The organism is Burkholderia sp. MSMB1588 (assembly GCF_001546925.1).
Taxonomy (GTDB): domain Bacteria; phylum Pseudomonadota; class Gammaproteobacteria; order Burkholderiales; family Burkholderiaceae; genus Burkholderia; species Burkholderia humptydooensis.
In genome coordinates this window covers 1,024,201-1,046,563 of sequence record NZ_CM003770.1, presented here as the reverse complement: position 1 = coordinate 1,046,563, position 22,363 = coordinate 1,024,201, and the positions used below count along the sequence as shown (strand labels likewise).

Below are 22,363 nucleotides of genomic sequence, written 5' to 3'. Positions count from 1 at the left end.
GTGCGCATGCCGCCGCCACTCATCCGACGACCGACGACTGCACGAAGCATCGCGCCATCGCCCGCAAACGGGCGGCGGCGTATGCGTCGACGGGGTGTCTTTGCGTTCAGGGTTTCGCATCACAACCGACTCGGGATCTTCATTCATGTCCGACCTTCATACGAGCCTCGCCCCCGATCCAGCCGTCGAAGCCGGTTGCATCGCGCTCGACGGCGCATCGCTGCGCGGCGAGCTTGCCGCCGATCTGTCCGTCGACCCCGAACAACTGGACGCCGACGCCAACCTGCTGCAACTGGGCCTCGACTCGATGCGCCTGATGGCGTGGCTGAACCGGCTGCGCGCGCGCGGCCACACGCTGACGCTGCGCGAGCTGTACCGCGAGCCGACGCTCGCCGGCTGGCTCGCGCTGATGCGGCGCAGCCCCGCGCGCGTCGCCGAGCGGCCCGCCGCGCCGCAGGCATGGCCGACGATGCGCGACGGCGAACCGTTCGCGCTCACGCCCGTCCAGCACGCGTATCTCGTCGGCCGCGCCGCGCAGCAGCCGCTCGGCGGCGTCGGCTGCCATCTGTATCAGGAGTTCGACGGCGCGGGGCTCACGCCGGACAGGCTGGAATCCGCCGTCCGCGCGCTGATCGCCCGCCATCCGATGCTGAGCGTCGCATTCCGCGCGGACGGCCGCCAGCAATGGCGTGCGGGTTCGAGCTGGCCCGGCGTCGCCGTGCACGATTTGCGCGCCTGCGGCGATGCGGAACGCGAGCACGCGCTCGCCGCATTGCGCGAACGCCTCGGCCATCGCGTGCTCGACGTCGAGCACGGCGAGACGTTCGACTTCCAGTTGTCGCTGCTTCCCGGCGGGCGGCACCGCCTGCACGTCGACCTCGATCTGCTCGTGCTCGACGCGGCGAGCTTCACGCTGGTGTTCGACGAGCTCGCGGCGCTCGCCAGCGGCCGCGCGTTGCCGGACATCGGCAGCGGTTACGACTTTCGCAGCTACGTCGCGCATCTGCAGCACGACAGCGCGGCCGCGCGCGAAGCGGCGCAGCGTTACTGGCGCGCGAAGCTGCCCGAACTGCCGGCCGCGCCGCGTCTGCCGCTCGCCCAGGAGCCCGAGCGCGTCGCGCCGGTTCGCTTCAGCCGCCGCCGCGCGGCGCTCGGCGAGGCCGACTGGCGCGCGTTCAAGGCGCAGGCGAGCGCGTGCGGCGTCACGCCGACGATGGCGCTCGCGACGTGCTTCGGCGCGGTGCTCGCGCGCTGGAGCGGCGAGCCGCGCCTGCTGCTGAACCTGACGCTGTTCGATCGACAGCCGCTCGATCCGGCCGTCGAGCGGATGATCGCCGATTTCACGAACATCCTGCTGATCGATCTCGCCGCCGAAGGCGCGCCGTTCGACTCGCTCGCGCGCGCGAACCAGGCGACGTTCGCCGACGCATACGAGCATCGCCACTGGTCGGGCGTCGAGCTGCTGCGCGAGCTGCGCAAGGAACAGCGTCATCCGCACGGCGCGCCCGTCGTGTTCACGAGCAATCTCGGCCGCCCGCTGTACGGCCGCGACACCGCCGCCGCGCTCGGCGAACCCGGGTGGGGCATCTCGCAAACGCCGCAAGTATGGATCGACCATCTCGCGTTCGAACACGGCGCGTCGGCATGGCTGCAGTGGGACAGCGTCGACGCGCTCTTTCCGGCGAGCCTCGTCGATGCGCTGTTCGATGCGTACGTCGCGCTCGTGCGGCATCTCGTGCGTGACGCCAGCGCCTGGCGCAAGCCGCTGCCCGATCCGATGCCCGACGCGCAGCGCGCGGTCCGCGCGCGCGTCAACGACACCGCGCGGCCGGTGCCGGACGGTTGCCTGCACGACGGCTTCTTCCACGCGGCCGGGCGCGCGCCCGACGCCGTCGCGCTGATCCATCGCGACGCGCGAATCAGCTACGCGACGCTCGCCGAACAGGCGCGCCGCTGCGCGGGCGCGCTCGCGGCGTGCGGCGTGGGAGCGGGCGATACGGTCGCCGTCAGCATGTCGAAGGGCATCGGGCAGATCGTCGCGGTGCTCGGCGTGTTGCACGCGGGCGCGGTCTACGTTCCCGTGCCGCTCGACCAGCCGGAAGAACGCCGCCGCAAGATCTACGACGACGCTCGCGTGAAGCGGGTGCTCGTCTGCCGCGACGATCCGGCGGCGATCGCGGCGCCGGACGATCCGGCGCGCTATCTCGCGTGGCAGGACGCCGTCGCGGCCGACGCGCTGCGCGATCCCGTCGCGGTCGATCCGCGCACGCCGGCGTACGTGATCTACACGTCCGGCTCGACCGGCACGCCGAAGGGCGTCGTGATCTCGCATCGCGGCGCGCTCAACACATGCGCGGAACTGAACCGGCGCTACCGCGTCGGCGCGGGCGATCGCGTGCTCGCACTGTCCGCGCTGCACTTCGATCTGTCGGTCTACGACATCTTCGGCGTGCTCGCGGCGGGCGGCGCGCTCGTGCTGGTCGACGAAGCGCAGCGGCGCGATCCGGCCGTCTGGTGCGAACTGCTCGACCGCCATCGCGTGACCGTATGGAACAGCGTGCCCGCGCTGTTCGACATGCTCGTCACGTACGCCGAAGGCTTGGGGCTGCGCGCGCCGTCGAACCTGCGCGTCGCGATGTTGTCCGGCGACTGGATCGGTCTGGATCTGCCTGCGCGCTACCGTGCGTTTCGCGCGGACGGCGAGCTCGTCGCCATGGGCGGCGCGACCGAGGCGTCGATCTGGTCGAACGCCTACGACGTCGGCGACGTGCCGCCGCCCTGGCGCTCGATCCCTTATGGCTATCCGCTCGCGAACCAGCGCTATCGCGTCGTCGACGAGCAGGGCCGCGATTGCCCGGACTGGGTGCCGGGCGAGCTGTGGATCGGCGGCGAAGGCGTCGCGCTCGGCTACTTCAACGACGCCGAACGCACCGCGCGGCAATTCGTCGACGACGCGAGCGGCCGCTGGTATCGGACGGGCGATCACGGCTGCTACTGGCCCGACGGCACACTGGAATTTCTCGGCCGGCGCGACAAGCAGGTGAAGATCGGCGGCTACCGGATCGAGCTCGGCGAGATCGACGCGGCGCTCAATCGCATCGACGGCGTCAAGACCGGCATCGCGCTCGCGGTCGGCGAACGCGACAAATCGCTTGCGGCGTTCGTCGTGCCGTCAGGCGACGCGCTGTTCGACGAACGGCGGGCGGGTCCGGCATGGCCGTCCGACTTTCGCGCGCTGTTCGCGCCCGCGGGCGATTGCGGCTCCGCTCGGGAAGCCGATCCGGACGCGGATGCGGATGCGGACACACACGCAGGCCGCGCCATCGACGCCATCGGCAACGCGAGCGCAAGCGCGGACGCCAGCCGCGACGCCGACACCGACACCGTCGCCGACGCGAAGTCCGACGTGGCCATCGAACATCTCGTCGCCGATTTCCTGCACGACCATCTGCAACGCGAAGGCGTGACCTTCGACGCGCCGCTCGACGTCGACACGGCGCTCGCGCGCTATCGCGCGCAGCCGGCGTGGCGTGCGCTGTTCGCGCGCTGGCTCGCGCTGCTGGCCGCGCACGGCCGCCTCGCCGAACGGGACGGCGCGTATCGCCGCGGCCCGCGCTACGACCACGCGCGCCGCCGGCCGCGCGCCGACGACCCGCTCTTCACGACCGCCGACGCGCTGCTCACTCACCACGACGCGCTCGGCGCGATCCTGCGCGGGCTGCGCCCGGCGCACACGCTGCTCGACCATCCGTTCTGGTCGCCGGAATCGCTGCTGCTGCGCAGCGATGGCGCCGGGAAAGCGATCGATGCGCTCGCCACCGCGGTCGCGGCGCTATCCCGCTCGCTGGGGCGGCCCGCACGGCTCGTCGAGATCGGCGCGCGCAGCGGCCTGTTCGGCGAAGCGCTGCTGCGCCGCCTCGACGCGCAACGGCTGGCCTACACGGCCGTCGACGCGTCGCAGGACATGGTGCTGCGCGCGCAGGCGCGCCTCGCCGCGTTCCCGCATGCGCAAGCGCGGCGCGCGGACCCCGCGTCGCTGAACGATCTCGCGCACGGCGCCGACGTGGTCTGGGCCAACAACGCGCTGCACCGCCTCGGCGATGCGGCGCTCGACGAACTCGCCGGGCTGGCCGCGCCGTCGGCGCTCGTCTACGTGACCGAGCTGCGCGATGCATCGGCGCTCGCGCTCGTCAGCGCCGACCTGCTCGCGGGCGGCGCCGCCGCGCAGCACAGCCTGCGCCGCGCGGAGGACTGGCGACGCGCATTCGACGATCGCGCGCTCGCGTGCGAGCAGTCGGACGACGTCGGCGCGCACCGGCGCTTCGTGCTGCGCGCGCCCGCCATCGTGCGCACGCCCGATCCGCGAAAGCTGAGCGCGGCGCTCGCAGCGCATCTGCCGTCCTACATGCTGCCGCAGCGCCTCTATTTCATCGACGCCCTGCCGCTCACCGCGAACGGCAAGATCGACCACAAGGCGCTGCTGGCCCGCTGCGCGCCCGCCGCCGCTGTCGCCGATGCCGACGCCGACGCCGCGCGGCAAGCGCCGCAGGGCGACGCCGAAACGGCCGTCGCCGCGCTGTGGCAACGCTTGCTGCAAGTCGACGCGGTGCATCGGCACAGCCACTTCCTGCAGCTCGGCGGCGACAGCCTGCTCGCGACGCGCCTGATCGGCGAACTTGATCGGGCAGGCTACACGGCGCGGCTCGGCGATCTGTTCGACTACCCGACGCTCGCCGCCTTCGCCGCGACGCTGCGCCCGCGCATCGAGCCGGCAACTGACGCGCTGCGGCCCGACGCCGCGTCGCGCTTCCAGCCGTTCCCGCTCACCGACGTCCAGCAGGCGTATCTCGTCGGCCGCCAGGCCGGCTTCGCGCTGGGCGGCGTCGGCTCGCACTTCTTCGTCGAATTCGAAGTCGAGCGGCTCGACGTCGTGCGTTTCGAAGCGGCGTGGAACCGCCTGATCGCGCGCCACGACATGCTGCGCGCGGTCGTCCGCGACGGCCGGCAGCAGGTGCTCGCCGAAGCGCCGCCGTTCGCGTTGACGCGCCATCGCGTCACGAGCCTCGACGGTCCCGACGCCGCCGCGCTGCGCGAGCGGCTCGCGCATCAGGTCCTCGATCCCGCGCGCTGGCCCGTGTTCGACGTGCAAGCAGCCGAGGACGGCGGCGAGCGCAGCCGGCTCTACGTGTGTCTCGACAATCTGATGCTCGACGGTCTCAGCATGCAGATCCTGCTCGCCGAACTCGAGCAACTGTATGTCGCGCCCGAACGCGCGCTGCCGCCGCTCGACATCGGCTTTCGCGATTACGTGATGCACGTCGCTGGCCGGCGCGCCAGCGAAGCGTCGCTCGCCTACTGGCAGCGCCGGCTCGACGGCCTGCCCTCCGCGCCGCAACTGCCGCTTCGCCGCACGCCCGCGGAAATCGGGACGCCGCGCTTCGTGCGGCTGTCGGCGCGCCTGTCGCGCGCGCAATGGCACGCGCTGAAGGCGAGCGCCGGCGCGGCGAGCTTGACGCCGTCGGCCCTGCTGCTCGCCGCGTATTCGGCCGTGCTGTCCGCGTGGAGCGCGCAGCGCGAGCTGTGCGTGAACCTCACGCTGTTCGATCGGCAGCCGGTGCATCCGCAGATCGAGCAGGTGCTCGGCGACTTCACGTCGCTGCTGTTGCTCGCGTGGCAGCCCGCGAACGACTGGCTCGGGAGCGCGCAGCGGCTGCAGCAGCGGCTGTGGCAAGACCTCGCGCACCGCGACGTGTCGGCGCTCTGGGTGATGCGCCAGCTCGCGCAGCGGCACGGCCGGGCCGCCGCCGAGATGCCGGTCGTGTTCACGAGCGCGCTCGGCTTCGATCACGACCGCTTCCTCGCCCATGCGTCGTGGCTCGAACCGCGCTCGGGCATCTCGCAGACGCCGCAGGTATGGCTCGATCACCAGGTCTACGAATCGGAAGGCGAGCTGCGCTTCAACTGGGATGCGGTCGAAGCGCTGTTCGAGCCCGACCGGTTGCGCGCGATGTTCGACCAGTACGTCGCGCTGCTGCAGCGGCTCGCGACCGACGCATCGGCGTGGCGGCTGCCGCTCGACGTCCTCGTGCCGCGTGTCGGCCAGGCCGGCGCGCGGTCGATGCACGGCGAGCGCGCCGCCGGCTCCGCCGCCGCCGCGCCCGCGGCGCCGATCACCGCGCTTCGCGACGACGCGCCGGTCGACGCCGCGCTCGTCGGCCGGCTGCGCCAGCATTTCGAACAGACGCTCGGCCTGCCGATCGCCGCGCGACAGAGCTTCTTCGAAGCCGGCGCGTCGTCGCTCGAACTCGTCCAATGGCACGTCAAGCTTCGGCACGCGGGCTACGCGTCGCTCGCGGTGACGGATCTCTTCACGCATGCGTCGCCGCACGCGCTCGCCGCGCATCTCGGCGGCGCGCACGCGCCGGCCCAGGCCGACGACGCGAACCGGCGCGCGCTCCTCGACCAACGCAGAGCGAAGCTGCAGCGCCGGCGAGGAGCCGCCGCATGAAGCGCTATCTGCCGTACTGGTCGTACTACGCGCACCAGGGCATGGTCAGCGCGCTGACGATGCAGGGCGTCGTCGGCTACTTCCGGCACGCGGGCGCCGACCTCGCCCAGTTGAGCTGGCTGTCGCTCGCGATGCTGCCCTGGGTCGGCAAATTCCTGTGGGCGCCGTGGTGCGAGCGTCACGCGCTGCCGCTACGCGGCAACCGCTATCAGGGCAGTCTCGCGCTGCTGCAACTCGGCATGGCGGCCCTCATCGCGTGCATCGGCTTGCTGCCGCCTGCGCACGCGGCGGGCGCGATCGTCGTGTCGCTGATGCTGCTGTCGCTGCTGTCCGCGAGCCACGGCATCTACGCGAACGGCATCGCGATCTGCACGACCGACGCCCGCAGCCGCCCGTTCGCGAACGTCGCGCAAGTCGGCGGCAGCTATCTGGGGATTCCGCTCGGTTCGTTCCTGTTCCTCGCGATCGCCGAGCACGCCGGCTGGCGCTGCGGCTTCGCGGGCATCGCCGCGCTGTCGCTGCTGCTGCTGATTCCGTCGCTGCTGATCCGCCAGCCGATGCTGGCCGCGCCCGTCGGCTCGGCGCGCCCGCGCCTGCACTGGCGCGATCTGCGCGGGATCGGGCCCGCGCTCGCGCTGACCGCGATCTACCTCGTCGCGATGCGCGGGCTGATGGCGCTGCAGACCGTGCTGCTCGTCGATGCGGGGCTCGGCCTGAGCGCGCTCGGCGAAGTCGTCACGATCTACAGCACGGTCGCGAGCGGCGCCGGCATCGCGCTCGGCGGCTGGGCCATGCGCCGTTTCGGCGCGTGGCGGTGCGTGCTGCCCGTCATGCTGTCGTTCCCGCTGCTCGCGGGCGTGCTCGCCATCGGCTATCCCCGCTTCGGCATACGCGAATGGACGCTCGCATTCGGCTTCGTCAACGTCGCGGCGGCGATCGGCTTCGTCACGCTCTACAACGTGCTGATGGGACTTACCCGCCCTCACCAGCCGGCATCCGACTACGCGCTGTTCCAGTCGACCGACATGGCCGTCGCCATGCTGATGTCGATGGCCGTCCTGCGCGTCAGCCACGCCGTCGGCTATCGCCCGGTGCTCGCGTTGCTCGCCGCGCTCGCCGTCGCGAGCCTGTGGCCCGCGATCCGGCTGTGCCGCCGGCTCGCGCAGCCGGCCGCACCCGCGCCTTCGCCCGCCGCCAACGAACCTTCTCTCGAAACCAGTCATGGATAAAGCCACCTCGTCCGCTCGCCCGGCCGCGGATCTCGACGCGCTGCTCGCGACGCATTACCCGAACGGCGAGCCGATCGCCGTGATCGGCCACGCGTGCCGCTTTCCGGAAGCGGATGACAGCGACGCGTTCTGGCGCAACCTGCTCGCCGGCGCTGAATGCAGCCGCCGCTTCACGCGGCAGGCGTTGCTCGACGCGGGCCTCGACGCCGCGACGATCGACGCGCCGAACTTCGTCAACGTCGGCGCCGTCGTGCGCGACGCCGACGCGTTCGATGCCGCGCTGTTCGGCTATTCCCGTCAGGAAGCCGAATCGATCGACCCGCAGCAGCGCCTCTTCCTGCAGATCGTCTGGCACGCGCTCGAGCACGCGGGCTACGCGCCGCGCGACGTCCCGCACCGCACCGGCGTGTTCGGGTCCGCGCGCATCAGCACGTATCCGGGCAGGGAGCCGCTGCGGATCGCCGAAGTCGCGCAGGTCAAGGGCCTGCAGTCGCTGATGGGCAACGACAAGGACTATGTCGCGACGCGCGTCGCGTACAAGCTGAACCTGCGCGGACCGGCGCTCGCCGTGCAGACCGCGTGCTCGAGCTCGCTCGTCGCCGCGCACCTGGCTTGCGAAAGCCTGCGCGCCGGCGAATGCGACATGGCCGTCGCGGGCGGCGTGGCCGTATCGTTTCCGCAGCACGCGGGCTATCTGCATCAGCCGGGCATGATCTTCTCGCCGGACGGCCGCTGCCGGCCGTTCGACGCCGACGCGCAAGGCACGTTCGCCGGCAACGGCGTCGGCGCGGTCGTGCTGCGTCGGCTCGGCGACGCGCTGCGCGACGGCGACCCCGTCGTCGCGGTGCTGCTCGGCAGCGCGATCAACAACGACGGCGACCGCAAGGTCGGCTACACCGCGCCGTCGGCGGCCGGACAGCGCGACGCGATCCGCGACGCGCTGATGCTCGCGGGCGTCGACAGCACGCAGATCGGCCTCGTCGAGGCGCACGGCACCGGCACGCCGCTCGGCGATCCGGTCGAGCTCGAAGCGCTGCGCGGCGTCTTTCATCGGGCGGGCGAAGGACCGCGCTGCGCGCTCGGCTCGGTCAAGAGCAACATCGGGCATCTCGATACGGCGGCCGGCATCGCGAGCCTCCTGAAAGCCGTGCTCGCCGTCGAGCGGCGCGCGATTCCGCCGAGCCTGCACTTCCGCAAGCCGAATCCGGCGCTCGGCCTCGACGACAGCCCGTTTTACGTGCCCACCGAAGCGCAGCCCTGGGACGACGCATCGCGCGTCGCGGGCGTGTCGTCGTTCGGCATCGGCGGCACGAACTGCCATGTGGTCGTCGCGTCGCTGCCGGACGCGTTGCGCGCGGCGGTCGGCGGCGACGACCGTGCGCAGCCGGACGCGGGCGCGGCGCTGCTGCTGAGCGCGGCGAGCGAGCCCGCGCTGCAACGCCTCGCGCGCGGCTACGCGGACGCGCTGCGGCATGCGGGCGCGCGCGACTTGCTCCATACCGCGCTGCGCGGACGGCAGCTCGACCTGCCGCACCGGCTCGCGGTGCCGTTCTGCGAAGAAACCGTCGCGGCGCTCGACGCGTTCGCGCTGGGCGAAGACGATGCGCTCGTCCATCGCGGCAGCGGCGAAGCCGGGCAAATGGTCTGGCTTTTCACGGGCCAGGGCTCGCACTGGCCCGGCATGGGACAGGCGCTCTATCGGCAATCGCCCGCGTTCGCCGCGTGTCTCGACCGCTGCTTCGCGGCCTGCGACGGCGAGCTCGACGTCCCGCTGCGCGACGCGATGTCCGGCGAGCGCGGCGATCTGCTCGAACGGATGGACTACGCGCAACCCGCGATCGTCGCATTCGAGCTCGCGATGGCCGCGCACTGGCGCGCACTCGGTCTCGAGCCGCAGATCGTGATCGGTCATTCGGTCGGCGAATACGCGGCCGCGGTCGTCGCCGGACACTACGAGATCGAGCAGGCGATGCCGCTCGTCCGGCTGCGCGGCGCGCTGATGCAGCGCTGCGCGGAGGGCGCGATGCTCGCCGCATTCGCGTGCGCCGACGAATTGCTGCCGCTCGCCAGGCAAGCCGGCGTCGACGTCGCCGCGCATAACGGCGAGCGTCATCTCGTATTCTCCGGCCGTCGCGATGCAGTCGACGCGCTCGCCGCCGCGCTCGCCGCGAAAGACATCCGCCACGCGCGGCTCACGGTCCCGGGCGCCGCACATTCGGCGCTGCTCGATCCGGTGCTCGACACGTTCGAACGCGCGGCTGCGCAACTGCATGCGGCGCCCGGCCGCGTGCAGCTCGTGTCGACGCTGCTCGGCGGGCCGATCGACGCCGATGGGCTCAACGCGCACGGCTATTGGCGCCGGCACATGCGCGAACCGGTCCGTTACGCCGACGCGGTCCGTCACGCGATCGCACAGGGCGCGGGCGTGTTTCTCGAACTCGGGCCCGATGCGCAACTGACGGGGATCGGCCTGCGCGAGTCGCCTCAACGCGCGCGCTGGATCGCGAGCGCGCGCCGACAACAGCCCGCGCTCGCGCAAACGCGGCAAGCGACGCTCGAACTCTATGCGGCGGGCGTCGCGCTGCCGTGGGCGAACGTGCTGCCTTCGTCCGGCCGCAAGCTGCACGCGCCGCGCTATCCGTTCGATGCCGAACGCTATTGGCGCGATGCGCAGCCGGCAGCCGTCACACTGCCCGCGGCGCACGGCGGCGATGTCGACCCGGCGCTCGCCGAAGGCCGGCGGGTCGCGGCCGCAGCCGCCGCATCGCTCGATCTGCCGCGCCTGCAACGGCTCTACGACTGTGTCACGCAGTTGCATGCGATCTACGTCGATCGGCTCGTGCGCCGCTGCATCGGCGAGCGCTTCGACGAGGGCGCGACCGCGCTCGACATCCTGCGCGCGGGCCGTCTGCTGCCGCGCCATCGCCAGTTGCTCGTGCGGCTCCTGAATGCGTGCGTCGAAGACGGCTACTACCGCCGCGACAACGACCGCTACGCGCCCGCGCTCGCGGCGCCCCACGCGGAACGCGACGCGCTGCTGCAGATCCTGCGCGACTGCTGCGAAGGCTTCGACGTGATCACCGACACCGTCGCGCGCGCGGGAGACAGCCTGCACGCGATGATGAGCGGCGACATCGAGCCGGTCGCGGTGATCTTCCCGGACAGCGCGTCGAGCGGCGTCGAAGTGCTGTATCAGGAATTCAGCTTCGGGCGCTATTTCAACCAGATCGCCGCGGGCGTCGTCGCGGGGCTCGTCCGCGAGCGGCAGACGAACCGTCGCCGGCACCGCCCATTCCGGATTCTCGAAGTCGGCGGCGGCACCGGCGGCACGACCGCGTGGCTGCTGCCGGAACTCGACGGCGAGCCGAACGTCCGCTACGACTTCACCGACATCTCACCGATTTTCACGCGGCGCGCCGAGCAGAAATTCGCCGCTCACGAAGGCGTCGACTATCGCGTGTTCGATCTGCAAAAAGACGCGCATGCGCAAGGCTTCGAAGCGGGCGCATACGACCTGATCGTCGCGGCCAACGTGATCCATGCGACGCAGCACGTCGGCCGCGCGCTCGCGAACCTCGCGCCGCTGCTGAAGCCGGGCGGCCGTCTGCTGATGCGCGAGATCACGCGGCCGATGCGCCTCTTCGATTTCGTATTCGGCCCGCTCGTGCTGCCGCTGCACGACGAGGACGCGCGCGGCGGCGAGCTGTTCCTGTCGACCGCGCGCTGGAAGGAACAATGCGTCGCGGCGGGCTTCGAGCGCATCGACTGGCTGCCGGACGACGGCGCGCCGACGTCGGGCATCAGCGAGCACATCGTGCTCGCGACCGCGCCGGGCCGCTCGGCGGGCGTCGCGCCGTGGCTCGCCGACGACGCCGATCCGCTGCTCGGTCAGCCGCTCACCGACGACGGCGTGTATCTCGCCGACTGGTCCGATTGCGCGGGCCGGCGCGAGGCATGGCAGCAACGGCTCGCGCGGGGCGGCGCGGAACTGGCGGGCCGCCACGGCGGCGGCCAGGCGGCTCCGACGATTCGCGCGCCCGAGCGCGCGCCGGCGTGGCTGACGCTCGTGCGCCTGCGCTGGTGCGCCAGTCCGTTCGGCGCGGCGCGGATCGCGCTCGACGCGCGCGACGAATCCGGCGCATGGCGGCCGCTCGACGCCGACTCCCCCGAAGACGGCCTGCCCGCGCCGCTGCCTGCGCGCGATACGCATTACGGCTGGCAGTGGCGGCCCGTGTCCGATGCGTCGCCAGATGCGAACGGCATCGCGTTGCACGCCGCGTCGGCGCCGTTCGCCGACTCGCTGCGCGACGCGGGCATGCCGATCGCGCCGCACGCGGATCGCCGATTGTTCATCCTCGATCCGGATGAGAAGCCGCTACAGGCGATCGCGCCGGCATTGCTCGACGCGCTGTCCGAAGCAAGCCGCGCGCCGCTCGTCGTCGTGACCCGCGGCGCATGGAAGGTCCACGCCGACGATCTCGTCGACCCCGCGCATCGCGCCGCGTGGGGGCTGCTGCGCGTCGCGGCCGCCGAACGGCCGGACCGCATGCTCGCCGCGATCGACCTGCATCCGGCCGCCGCGTGGCGCGATCTGCTGCCGGCGCTCGATGCGCTCGGCAGCGGCGCTCGCTGGCTCGCGGTCCGCGACGGCCGCGCGCATGCGCCATCGCTCGCGGCGGAACCCTACGTCGCGCCCGCGCTGCCCGCCGGCGCGCTCGCCGGCGAACGCTGGCACGTCGTCACCGGCGCGTTCGGCGGCCTCGGCCGGCTGAGCGTGCGCTGGCTCGCGCGCCACGGCGCGCGCCGCATCGCGCTCGTCGCGCCTCGCGCGCATGACGACTGGTCTGCGTTCCAGCATGAAGTCGAAGCGCTCCATGCATGCAAATTGCGCTGGGTGCGCTGCGACATCGCCGAACCCGCGCAGTTGACGGCGGCGCTGCACGCGCTGCACGCGGATGGCGGCGTCGCGGGCGCGATCCATGCGGCCGGCATCCTCGACGATGCGCCGCTCGCCACGCTCGACGCCGAACGCATCGCGCCCGTGCTCGCGGTGAAGGCCGACGCGGCGCGCGTGCTGCGCGACTGGCTCCGCGCGCACGACGCGCGCTATCTGCTTTTCTATTCGTCGGCGGCCGCCGCGCTCGGCGCGCCGGGACAAGGCGCGCACGCGTTCGCGAGCGCCTATCTCGACGGGCTCGCCGAAGCGCGCGCAAGCGGCGAGACGCCGGCGGTGATCTCCATCGCGTGGGGCGCATGGGGCGAAGCCGGACGCGCGGCCGAGCCCGCATTGCAACACAAGCTCGCGGAGAGCGGGATGGGCGTGCTGTCGAGCGCGGAAGGCCTGTGGCATCTGGAACAGGCCGTGATGCGCGGCGCGCCATACCGGCTCGCGATGCGCGTGCTGCGCGAGCGGCTCGACGCCGGCCGCCGCGCGCTGTTCGACGCCGGCGCCGATACGCCATCCGCGCGGCTCGCGCGCTCGCCGACGGCGGCCTCCCGCGCCGCTTCGGCGGCGGCCGCCGCTGCGGCGCCCGCCGCCGCGCGCCCCGATCCGCGCGATGCCGATGCCGTCCGCCAATGGTTGACGGCGCGCATCGCCGCGCAACTGAAGCTCGACGATCTCGCTCAACTCACGCCGAAACGCGATCTGCTGAAGCTCGGCCTCGATTCGCTGCTGTTCCTCGAATTGCGGAGCGCGGTCGAATCGCAGCTCGGCGTCAAGCTCGACGCCGAGCGCGCGTATCGCGACATGACGGTCGCCGGAATCGGCCGGCTGATCGTCGAATCCGCGCCCGCCGACGCCAGCGCGCCCGCTTCGGATGCCGGCGCGCTCATCCACGATCCCGCGAACCGCTTCGAGCCGTTCCCGTTGACGCCGATCCAGCACGCGTACTGGCTCGGCCGCACCGATCTGATCGCGTACGGCGGCGTGGCGTGTCACGTGCTGTTCGAATGGGACATGCGGCGCGACACGTTCGACCTCGCACGCTTCGAGGCCGCCTGGAACGCGCTCGTCGCGCGTCACGACATGCTGCGGATGATCGTCGATTCGGACGGCCGCCAGCGCATCCTGCGCGACGTGCCCGTCTACCGGCCGCAGCGGCGCGACCTGAAGCGCCTCGCCGCCGACGAGCAGGCGCGCGCGCTCGAACACACCCGCGACGAACTGTCGTACCGCGTGCTGCCCGCCGACCGCTGGCCGCTGTTCGAGCTCGTCGTGACCGAGCTCGACGATGCGCGCTACCGGCTCCACATGAACCTCGACCTGCTGCTGTTCGACGTGCAGAGCTTCAAGGTGATGATGGACGACCTCGCGCGCGCCTATCGCGGCGCGGCGCTCGAACCGCTGCAGATCACGTTCCGCGACTACGTGCTCGCCGATCAGGCGCGCCGCGACGCGCCCGACTGGCAGGCATCGTGGCGCTACTGGCAACGCACGCTCCCTCAGTTGCCGCCCGCGCCCCTGCTGCCGCTCGAACCCGAACGCGCCGACCGCGCGCGGCCCCGCTTCACCACATATCAGGCGCGCCTCGAACGCGCGGACTGGGACAAGCTAAAACGCGAATGGCAGCGCTGGGGCGCGACGCCGTCGGCCGCACTGCTCGCGCTCTTCGCGCACACGCTCGAACGCTGGAGCCGGCATCCGGATTTCACGCTGAACCTGACGTTCTTCAACCGGCGTCCCGATCATCCGCAGGTCTCCCAACTGATCGGCGATTTCACGTCGGTGCTGCTGATCGACTTCGCGCTGAACGGCGCGCCGACGCTGCGCGACACGATCGAGCGCACGCAGGAGCGGCTCTGGCAGCGCCTCGCGCACAGCCAGGTCAACGGCGTCGAGCTGATGCGCGAGCTGTCGCGCGGCCGCGCGCATGACCCTCGCCGGCCGCTGATGCCGGTCGTGTTCACGAGCATGCTGGGGATGTCGCTCGACGGCCTGAGCATCGATCAGGCGATGACGAGCCTGTTCGGCGAGCCGGTCCACGTGTTCACTCAGACGCCGCAGGTCTGGCTCGATCATCAGGTGATGGAAGTCGACGGCGATCTCGTGTTCAGTTGGTACTGCATGGACGACGTGCTCGCGCACGGCGCCGCGCAGGCGATGTTCGACGATTATCGATGCCTGCTGCGCGGAATCGCCGCGCAACCGGAACGGATGACGCAGCCTGGGCTCGCGAAACTGCGCGACGACGGCGCATGGGTGGATTTCGCGCGTCGCCGCTGGCCGCTGCATGCCGGCGATGCGGGCATGGATCTGCGCGACATCGAAGACCTGCTGCGCGCGCAGGACGGCGTATCCGACGCCGCCGCGACGCTCGCCGAAGACGGTCGCACGCTCGACATCGTCGTGTCGGCCGCCGGCGCGCAGGTCGCGCCGCCGCCCGAGATCGACGCGCCGCTGACCCTGACGTCTGCGCCGCCGATGCTCGACGCGTCGCAGCTCGCGGAAATCGATGCGACTTGGCACTGGCTCGAGGCGCGCGCGCTGCGCGGCATCGCCCGGACGCTGCATCGCCACGGCCTGTTCGCGCAGGCCGGGCAACGCCACGATCTCGACGAAGTGCAGTCGCGCCTGCGCGCGCGGCCGCAGTATCGCCGGCTCGCGCGGCAATGGCTGCTCGCGCTGGCCGAGCGCGGCTGGCTGCGCCGCGAAGGCGACGCGTTCGTCGGCGAACGGGCGCTCGATACGGTTCCCGACCCGGCCGAGGCGCTACCGCAAGCCGGCTGGAGCCGCACGCTCGGCGCCTATCTGGATACGTGCATCGCGCGTCACGATGCGCTGTTCGACGGCACGCAAGCGCCGCTCGCGCTGCTGTTCGACGACGACGATGCGATCACCCGCGCGCTGTACAGCGACAATCCAGCGATCGACTGCCTGAATCGCGGCGCCGCGCAGATCGCGCGCGCGCTCGGCGAGCGTTCGGGCGGGCTGCGCGTGCTCGAAGTCGGCGCCGGCACCGCCGCGACGACGCGCCACCTCGTGCCGGCGCTCGACGGCCGGCTGCACAGCTACCGCTTCACCGACGTGTCGACGCTGTTCCTCGACGCCGCCCGCGAGCGCTTCGCCGGCCACGCGCAGCTCGACTACGCGCGCTTCGACATCAACGCGCCGGTCGATTTCGATGCGCATCCGGAAGCAGGCTACGACATCGTCGTCGCGGTCAACGTGCTGCACGACGCGAGCGACGTCGTGCGGTCGCTGCGCCGCCTCGGGCAATTGCTGAGACCGGGCGGCCGCCTGTTGATGATCGAGGCGACCGAGCGCGACAGCGCGTTGCAGATGGCGAGCATCGGCTTCATCGAAGGCCTGAACGGCTACGACGATTTCCGCACGGCCGACGACAAGCCGATGCTCGATCTGCCGACGTGGCGCGACGCGCTCGGGCAGGCGGGCTTTTCGGTCGAACTCGCATGGCCGGAGCAGGAATGCAGCCCGCTGCGTCAGCACCTGGTGCTCGCACGCGCGACGCATGTCGGCCGGCTCGATCTCGGGGCGCTCGAACGCGGCCTGCGCGCGCGCTGCGGCGACGCGCTGCCGCCGGTGCGCATCCGGCAATGCGAACGCATCGATCGACATGCGGACCGCCACGCGGCGCGACGCGACGAAGCGAACGAAGGTGCGCCGAGCCGCGCGGCTCGCGCGTCGCACACGTCGACCGCGCCTGTCGCGCCCGTCGCGCCGCCGCGCGATCCGCAAGCGCAAGCCGCGCTCGAACGCAGCGTCGGCGCGGTGTGGCAGGCGCTGCTGAAGTGCCCTATCCATCGCGACAGCGATTTCTTCCAATCCGGCGGCGACAGTCTGATCGCGACGCGAATGATCGCGCAGCTCAATCGCGACGGCATGCGCGGCGCGAGTCTGCAGGCGCTCTTCGCCGAACCGACGCTCGGCGCGTTCTGCGCGACGCTGAACGCGCCGCCCGCGTCCGAAGCGGCCGTGGCAGCCGATGCGGGCGGCTGCCTGGTGGCGCTCGCCGAAGGGCGCGATCCGGCGCGCGTGTTCATGTTCCACGCGTCCGACGGCGAGCTCGCCGCGTACATGCCGCTCGCGCGGCATCTGGACTGCCGCGTTCACGGCTTGCGCGCGACGGACGCGACGCTGCCCGACGATCTCGGCGCGCTCGCCGATCGCTACGTGCAAGCCATCCGCGCATCGCAGCCGCACGGGCCGTATACGTTGATCGGGTGGTCCTATGGCGCGTCCGTCGCCGCCGAGGCCGCGCGCTTGCTGCACGAGCGCGGCGAAACGGTCGAACTCGCGCTGCTCGATCCCGTCTGCCGCGCCGATTTCGATCACGACGATCGCACGTCGCTGCTGCGTCTGCTCGCACAAGGACGCGCCGTCGTGCCGCTGCCCGACGACCTCGAACAGCTCGACGCCGACGAACAGACTGCGTGCTTCGTGCGCGCCGCGCAAACGGCCGGGCTGCTGCCGGAGCGCATGAGCGCCGCCGATGCGCAGCGCTGGCTGACGCGCGTCGGCGACCTGCTCGGCCTGCTCGCGCGCCACCACGCGCCCGCCCCCCTGCCGATCCGCTGCCTGTGGATCGCCGCCGCGCACCGCCCGCCCCGCTGGCGACCGGCCGAACTCGACTGGCAAGGCTGGGACATGCACGCGGAACGCCACACGCTCGACGCAGACCACTGGACGCTCGTGATGGACGACGCACGAGCACAGAACGTCGCCGCCCTGTTCCGGCAGTGGCGCGACAACCCTCGCCGCCCGCAGGAGAAAGTCGCATGAAACCTCTCAACGCGCGCAACAGGCGCGTGCTCGTCGCCGGCGCAAAATTCGGCGAAATCTATCTGAATGCGTTCCTCGCGCCGCAGCCGGGGCTCGAGCTCGCGGGACTCCTCGCGAACGGCAGCCCGCGCGCGCGGCAACTGGCTCACGCGTTCGGCATTCCGCTCTACACGTCGATCGACGACGTGCCCGGCGACATCGACATCGCATGCGTGGTCGTCCGCTCGACGGTCGTCGGCGGCGCCGGCACGTCGCTCGCGCAGGCATTTCTCGAACGCGGCGCGCACGTCGTGCAGGAGCATCCGCTGCATCCGGACGACGTCGCCCGCCTGCAGCAGCTCGCCGCGCAACGCGAGCGCGCCTGTTGGGTCAACAGCTTCTATGCGCACACGCCGGCCGGCCGCTGCTGGATCGATCGCGCTCGGCGCGTGCGGCGCGCGCTCGGCGGCGAGCACGCGCACTTCGCGCATCTCGCGACGAGCCGACAGTTGCTCTACTCATCGCTCGATCTGCTGCTGCAGGCGAGCGGCGCCGTCGACGCGACGGTCGACGCCGCGGACGACGACGATCCCGCGTTCCACGCGCTGCGAATCGGCCTGCCCGGCTGCCGCGCGACGCTGCGTCTGCAGACCTATCTCGATCCCGACGATCCCGATCTGCACAGCCTCGCGATGCATCAGCTCACGCTCGGCTGGCCTTCCGGCTATCTGTCGCTCGACGCGAGCTACGGCCCGGTCGTCTGGACCGCCGCGCTATACGACCCGCAGCATCGCGACGGCAATCGCAGCGCGTACCGGACGACGGGCGCCGAAAGCGCGCACCTCGGCCGGCCGCCCGCGCTGCCGCTGCATCCCGCGCCGGCAAGCTGGCGCGACGCGCTCGAAGTCGACGGCCCCGCGGGCGTCGCGCACGTGCTGCACGCGCTGCGCCGGCATCTCGACGGCGCGGCGGCGCCCGCCGCGTTCGATCCCGCCTATCAGCTCGCGCTCGCCCGCGTCTGGCAAAAGACATTGCAATGCGCGGGCCCCGCGCGCGAGCGCCGCGTCGCGCCGCCGCCGGCGATCGACCCGCGCATGCTCGTCGACGCCGCGCCCGACGAACAGGTGGCGGCATGAACGAGCGTCGGATGCTGCGCCCGTGGATCATGTCGCCGGAGCCGGCTGCGTGGCGGCTCGTCATGTGCCCGTTCGCGGGCGGCAGCAGCAGCGCATTCCGCGATTGGCGCAACGTCGACGACTTCGGCATCGACGTCTCGCTCGCGATCTATCCGGGCCGCGACCACCGGATGCGCGAGCCGGGCGCGGACGACATCGGCCGGCTCGCCGATCAGCTCGCCGACGAGCTGGTCGATGCGAAGGCGTCGCCCGGCAAGCTGATCCTCGCCGGGCACAGCATGGGCGCGCAAGTGGCGTTCGAGACCTGCGAGCGTCTCGAGCGGCGCGGCGCGCCGCCGTTCGCGCTCGTGCTGTCCGGCTGCCACGCGCCGCACCTGCAGGGGCGGCGCCTGCTCAGCCATCTCGACGACCGCGCGTTCGTCGATCAGCTCGTCGAGATCGGCGGCAGCGACGCAACGCTGCTGTCAGATCCGTCGCTGCTCGCGATCTTCCTGCCGATGCTGCGCGCCGACTTCCGGATCACCGAGGCCTATCGCCGCATGCCGCGCGCCGACCGGCGCCGCATCGACACGCCGACGCTGCTCGTCCACGGCAGCCGCGACACCGAAGCGTCGCGCGAAGAAGTCGCCGCGTGGCGCGACTGGCTGCGTCGCGCGGACGAACCGATCGCGATGCCCGGCGACCACTTCTACGTGACCCGCAGACCGCGCGCCTTTCTGCAACAGATCCTGCGCCGGCTCGAGTCGACCTCCGCGTGTGTGTGACCCTCAGAGAAGCTCATGGAAACTCTTCTTCATCCGAATCCGAACGAAACGGCCAACGCCGTGGCCGCCGAACCCGACATCTCGTCCGCCGCGCTGCCGCTCGGCGAACATCTGCGCCGCTGGGCGGCCGACCACGCGACGCGCACCGCGCTCGTCGCCGGCGGCGAACGCGTGCCTTTCGTCGCGCTCGATCACCGGGTCGATCGGCTCGCAGCCGCACTGCACGAGCTGGGCCTGCGCCCCGGCGACCGGGCGATGGTGCAGTTGCCGAACGGCATCGCGTTCGTCACCGTCTGCTTCGCGCTGTTCCGTCTCGGCGTGGTGCCCGTACTCGCGATGCCGACCCAACGCTCGCACGACATCGACGCGCTCTGCCGCATCGCCGAGCCCAGCGCTTATTTCATCGCGGACGGAACGGCCGGCTTCGACGCCCGATCGCTCGCCGCCGACATGCTCGACGCGCATCCGTCGCTGCGCTGGATCGTCGTCGACGGCGAGCCCGGCCGTCGCGACAATGACGACGATGCCGACGAGCGCGTCGTGCCGCTCGCGTCGCTCGACGCGCCGCCGCGCGCACTGACGCCGCCCGCGCCGAACGACGTCGCGCTGCTGCTCCTGTCGGGCGGCACGACCGGCACGCCGAAGCTGATTCCGCGCACGCACGCGGACTACGCGTACAACTTCAGCGCGTCGGCCGCACTCTGCGGGCTCGACGATACGAGCGTCTATCTGGCGGTGCTGCCCGCCGCGCACAACTTCACGCTCGCATGTCCCGGCATACTCGGCATGCTCGCGAGCGGCGGCACAGTCGTGTTGTCCGACACGGCGAGCTGCGACGAAGCGATGCCGCTGATCGCACGCGAGCGGGTCACGCACGTCGCGCTCGTGCCGCCGCTCGCGCAGCTCTGGGCGCAAGCGCGCGAATGGGAACGCAGCGATCTGTCGAGCCTGCGGCTCGTCCAGGTCGGCGGCGCGCGGCTGGACCCGGCGCTCGCGCGCCGCCTGCCCGACGTGCTCGGCTGCCGTCTGCAGCAGGTATTCGGGATGGCTGAAGGACTGCTGTGCTACACGCGGCTCGACGATCCGCCCGACACGATCGCGCATACGCAGGGGCGGCCGCTGTCGCCGCGCGACGAAGTCCGCATCGTCGATGCGCACGGCCGCGACGTCGCCGCCGGCGACGTCGGCGAGCTGCTGACTCGCGGGCCGTACACGATCCGAGGCTACTACCGCGCGCCGGAGCACAACGCGCGCAGCTTCACGGGCGACGGCTACTACCGCACGGGCGATCTCGTGCGCCGCGACGCGGCCGGCAATCTGATCGTCGAAGGGCGCATCAAAGAGCAGATCAATCGCGGCGGCGAAAAGATCTCCGCAGCGGAAATCGAGCTGCTGATCGACGCGTTGCCGGACGTGCAGGACTCGGCCGTCGTCGCGGTTCCCGACGCGCTGCTCGGCGAACGCATCTGCGCATTCGTGCGGCCGCAACGCAACACGCTCGATGCGTCGACACTCAAGCAGGCGCTGCGCGCACGCGGGCTCAGCGAATTCAAGCTGCCGGATCAGATCGAAATCGCCGCGCATTGGCCGTTGACGTCGGTCGGCAAGATCGACAAGCAACGCTTGATCGCGATCGCCAAGGCGCGCGACGCCGCCCCGGCGCGACACTACGTCGAACGCCGCCTGAGCGTGCGAAGCGAACCGCTCGATCTGGCGTCGCGCATCATGTGCGCATTGCCGAGCCGGCACTGCACGCTCTACGAGCGCGGCGGCGAGTGGAGCATCGGCATCGATTCGGCGCTGAGCGTGATCGTCGAGCCGGACGGAACGGTGCGACGCAGCGACGGCGCAAGCTGGCGCGACGCACAGCCGTGCGACGCGATCGCACACGCGCTCGCGGACGTGCGGATCGACGCTTGGCGCGCATACGGGCGCGCCCATTTCGAGTTTTCTCATCTGACGTACGGCATCGACGGCGCGCGCGGCGACGAGCCGTTGCTGCGGCTCGCGATTCCGCAAAGCGAGATTCGCGTAGCGAGCGGCCGCGCGCTGATCCGCAGCCTGGACCCCGGCGCGCTCGCGACGCTCGCCGAATTGGTCGACGCGCAGGACGCCGCGCAGCAGACCGAGCCCGGCGCGCGTCTCGAAACAATCGACGGCGAACGCGACGCGCACGCGTACAAGGAGCAGGTCGCATCCGCGGTGCGCGAAATGCAGGCCGACGCGTACCAGAAAGTGATCCTGTCGCGCGCGGTCGAGGTTCCTGCGTCGCTCGACACGGTGTCGAGCTACGTCGCGGGCCGGCGGACGAACACGCCGGCGCGCTCGTTCCTGCTCCGCGACGGCGATTTCGAAGCATACGGCTTCAGCCCCGAAACGGTGGTCGAAGTGAGCGCCGACGGCTTCGTCAGCACGCAGCCGCTCGCCGGCACGCGCGCATTGACGGGCGACGACGCCGAAGACGCGCGTTTGCGGCGCGAACTGCTGCGGGATGCGAAGGAAATCGCCGAACACGCGGTGTCGGTGCAACTGGCGATGGACGAAATGTCGTCGATCTGCGACGCCGATTCGCTCGGCGTCAGCGAATTCATGAACGTCTATCGGCGCGGCACCGTCCAGCATCTTGCATCGCGCGTGCGCGGGCGGCTCGCGGCGGGCCGCCACGCATGGCATGCGTTCGAAAAGCTGTTTCCCGCCGTCACCGCTTCGGGCATTCCGAAACGCGAGGCGCTCGACAGCATTCGACGCCACGAGCAGCGCTTGCGCGGCTTGTACAGCGGCTGCGTATTCGTCGTCGACAGCGAAGGCGCGATGGATGCCGCGCTCGTGCTGCGCTCCGTGTATCGGGACGGCGAACGCTGCTGGCTGCAAGCCGGTGCGGGGCTCGTTCCGCTGTCGACGCCCGATCGCGAATGGACGGAGACTTGCGAAAAGCTCGCTTCGGTCGCGCGTCATTTGCAGGGGCGGGCGGGCGGCTAGGCGCGGAAGCCGCGGGGCGGGGCGGC

Annotated in this window: 6 protein-coding genes; all 6 read left to right on the top strand. The window is 71.6% G+C overall.

What is annotated here, in order from left to right; genetic code table 11:
• Positions 1-145: 145 nt before the first annotated feature.
• Genes WS92_RS04295 through WS92_RS04270 form a run of 6 tightly spaced genes read left to right on the top strand, consistent with a single transcriptional unit; the run spans position 146 to position 22,337 of the window.
• Positions 146-6,508 (top strand): non-ribosomal peptide synthetase, encoded by a 6,363-nt coding sequence (locus tag WS92_RS04295; RefSeq protein ID WP_059933381.1) that lies wholly within the window; start codon positions 146-148, stop codon positions 6,506-6,508.
• Complete coding sequence (locus WS92_RS04290) at positions 6,505-7,737, top strand: MFS transporter (RefSeq protein WP_059933385.1); 1,233 nt, start codon at positions 6,505-6,507, stop codon at positions 7,735-7,737. The genes WS92_RS04295 and WS92_RS04290 overlap by 4 nt, the downstream gene beginning before the upstream one ends.
• Positions 7,730-17,479 carry a type I polyketide synthase gene (locus tag WS92_RS04285; RefSeq protein WP_059933388.1) on the top strand — a complete coding sequence of 3,250 codons (9,750 nt, stop codon included), beginning with the start codon at positions 7,730-7,732 and terminating at the stop codon, positions 17,477-17,479. Before WS92_RS04290 ends, WS92_RS04285 begins: the two co-directional genes overlap by 8 nt.
• Positions 17,476-18,594, top strand: coding sequence for a Gfo/Idh/MocA family oxidoreductase (locus WS92_RS04280; RefSeq protein ID WP_059933391.1), 1,119 nt, complete (start codon positions 17,476-17,478; stop codon positions 18,592-18,594). Before WS92_RS04285 ends, WS92_RS04280 begins: the two co-directional genes overlap by 4 nt.
• A complete protein-coding gene (locus WS92_RS04275) occupies positions 18,591-19,358 on the top strand; it encodes a thioesterase II family protein (protein ID WP_015603917.1) in 768 nt (255 codons plus the stop codon). Before WS92_RS04280 ends, WS92_RS04275 begins: the two co-directional genes overlap by 4 nt.
• Positions 19,359-19,373: 15 nt before the next feature.
• A complete protein-coding gene (locus WS92_RS04270) occupies positions 19,374-22,337 on the top strand; it encodes a salicylate synthase (protein ID WP_059933394.1) in 2,964 nt (987 codons plus the stop codon).
• Positions 22,338-22,363 lie beyond the last annotated feature (26 nt).

What these genes read in the sequence shown, in the direction of transcription:
- WS92_RS04290 (WP_059933385.1), top strand. Translation starts at nt 6,505, where the DNA reads ATGAAGCGCTATCTGCCGTACTGGTCGTACTACGCGCACCAGGGCATG.
- WS92_RS04280 (WP_059933391.1), top strand. Translation starts at nt 17,476, where the DNA reads ATGAAACCTCTCAACGCGCGCAACAGGCGCGTGCTCGTCGCCGGCGCA.
- WS92_RS04275 (WP_015603917.1), top strand. Translation starts at nt 18,591, where the DNA reads ATGAACGAGCGTCGGATGCTGCGCCCGTGGATCATGTCGCCGGAGCCG.
- WS92_RS04270 (WP_059933394.1), top strand. Translation starts at nt 19,374, where the DNA reads ATGGAAACTCTTCTTCATCCGAATCCGAACGAAACGGCCAACGCCGTG.
- WS92_RS04295 (WP_059933381.1), top strand. Translation starts at nt 146, where the DNA reads ATGTCCGACCTTCATACGAGCCTCGCCCCCGATCCAGCCGTCGAAGCC.
- WS92_RS04285 (WP_059933388.1), top strand. Translation starts at nt 7,730, where the DNA reads ATGGATAAAGCCACCTCGTCCGCTCGCCCGGCCGCGGATCTCGACGCG.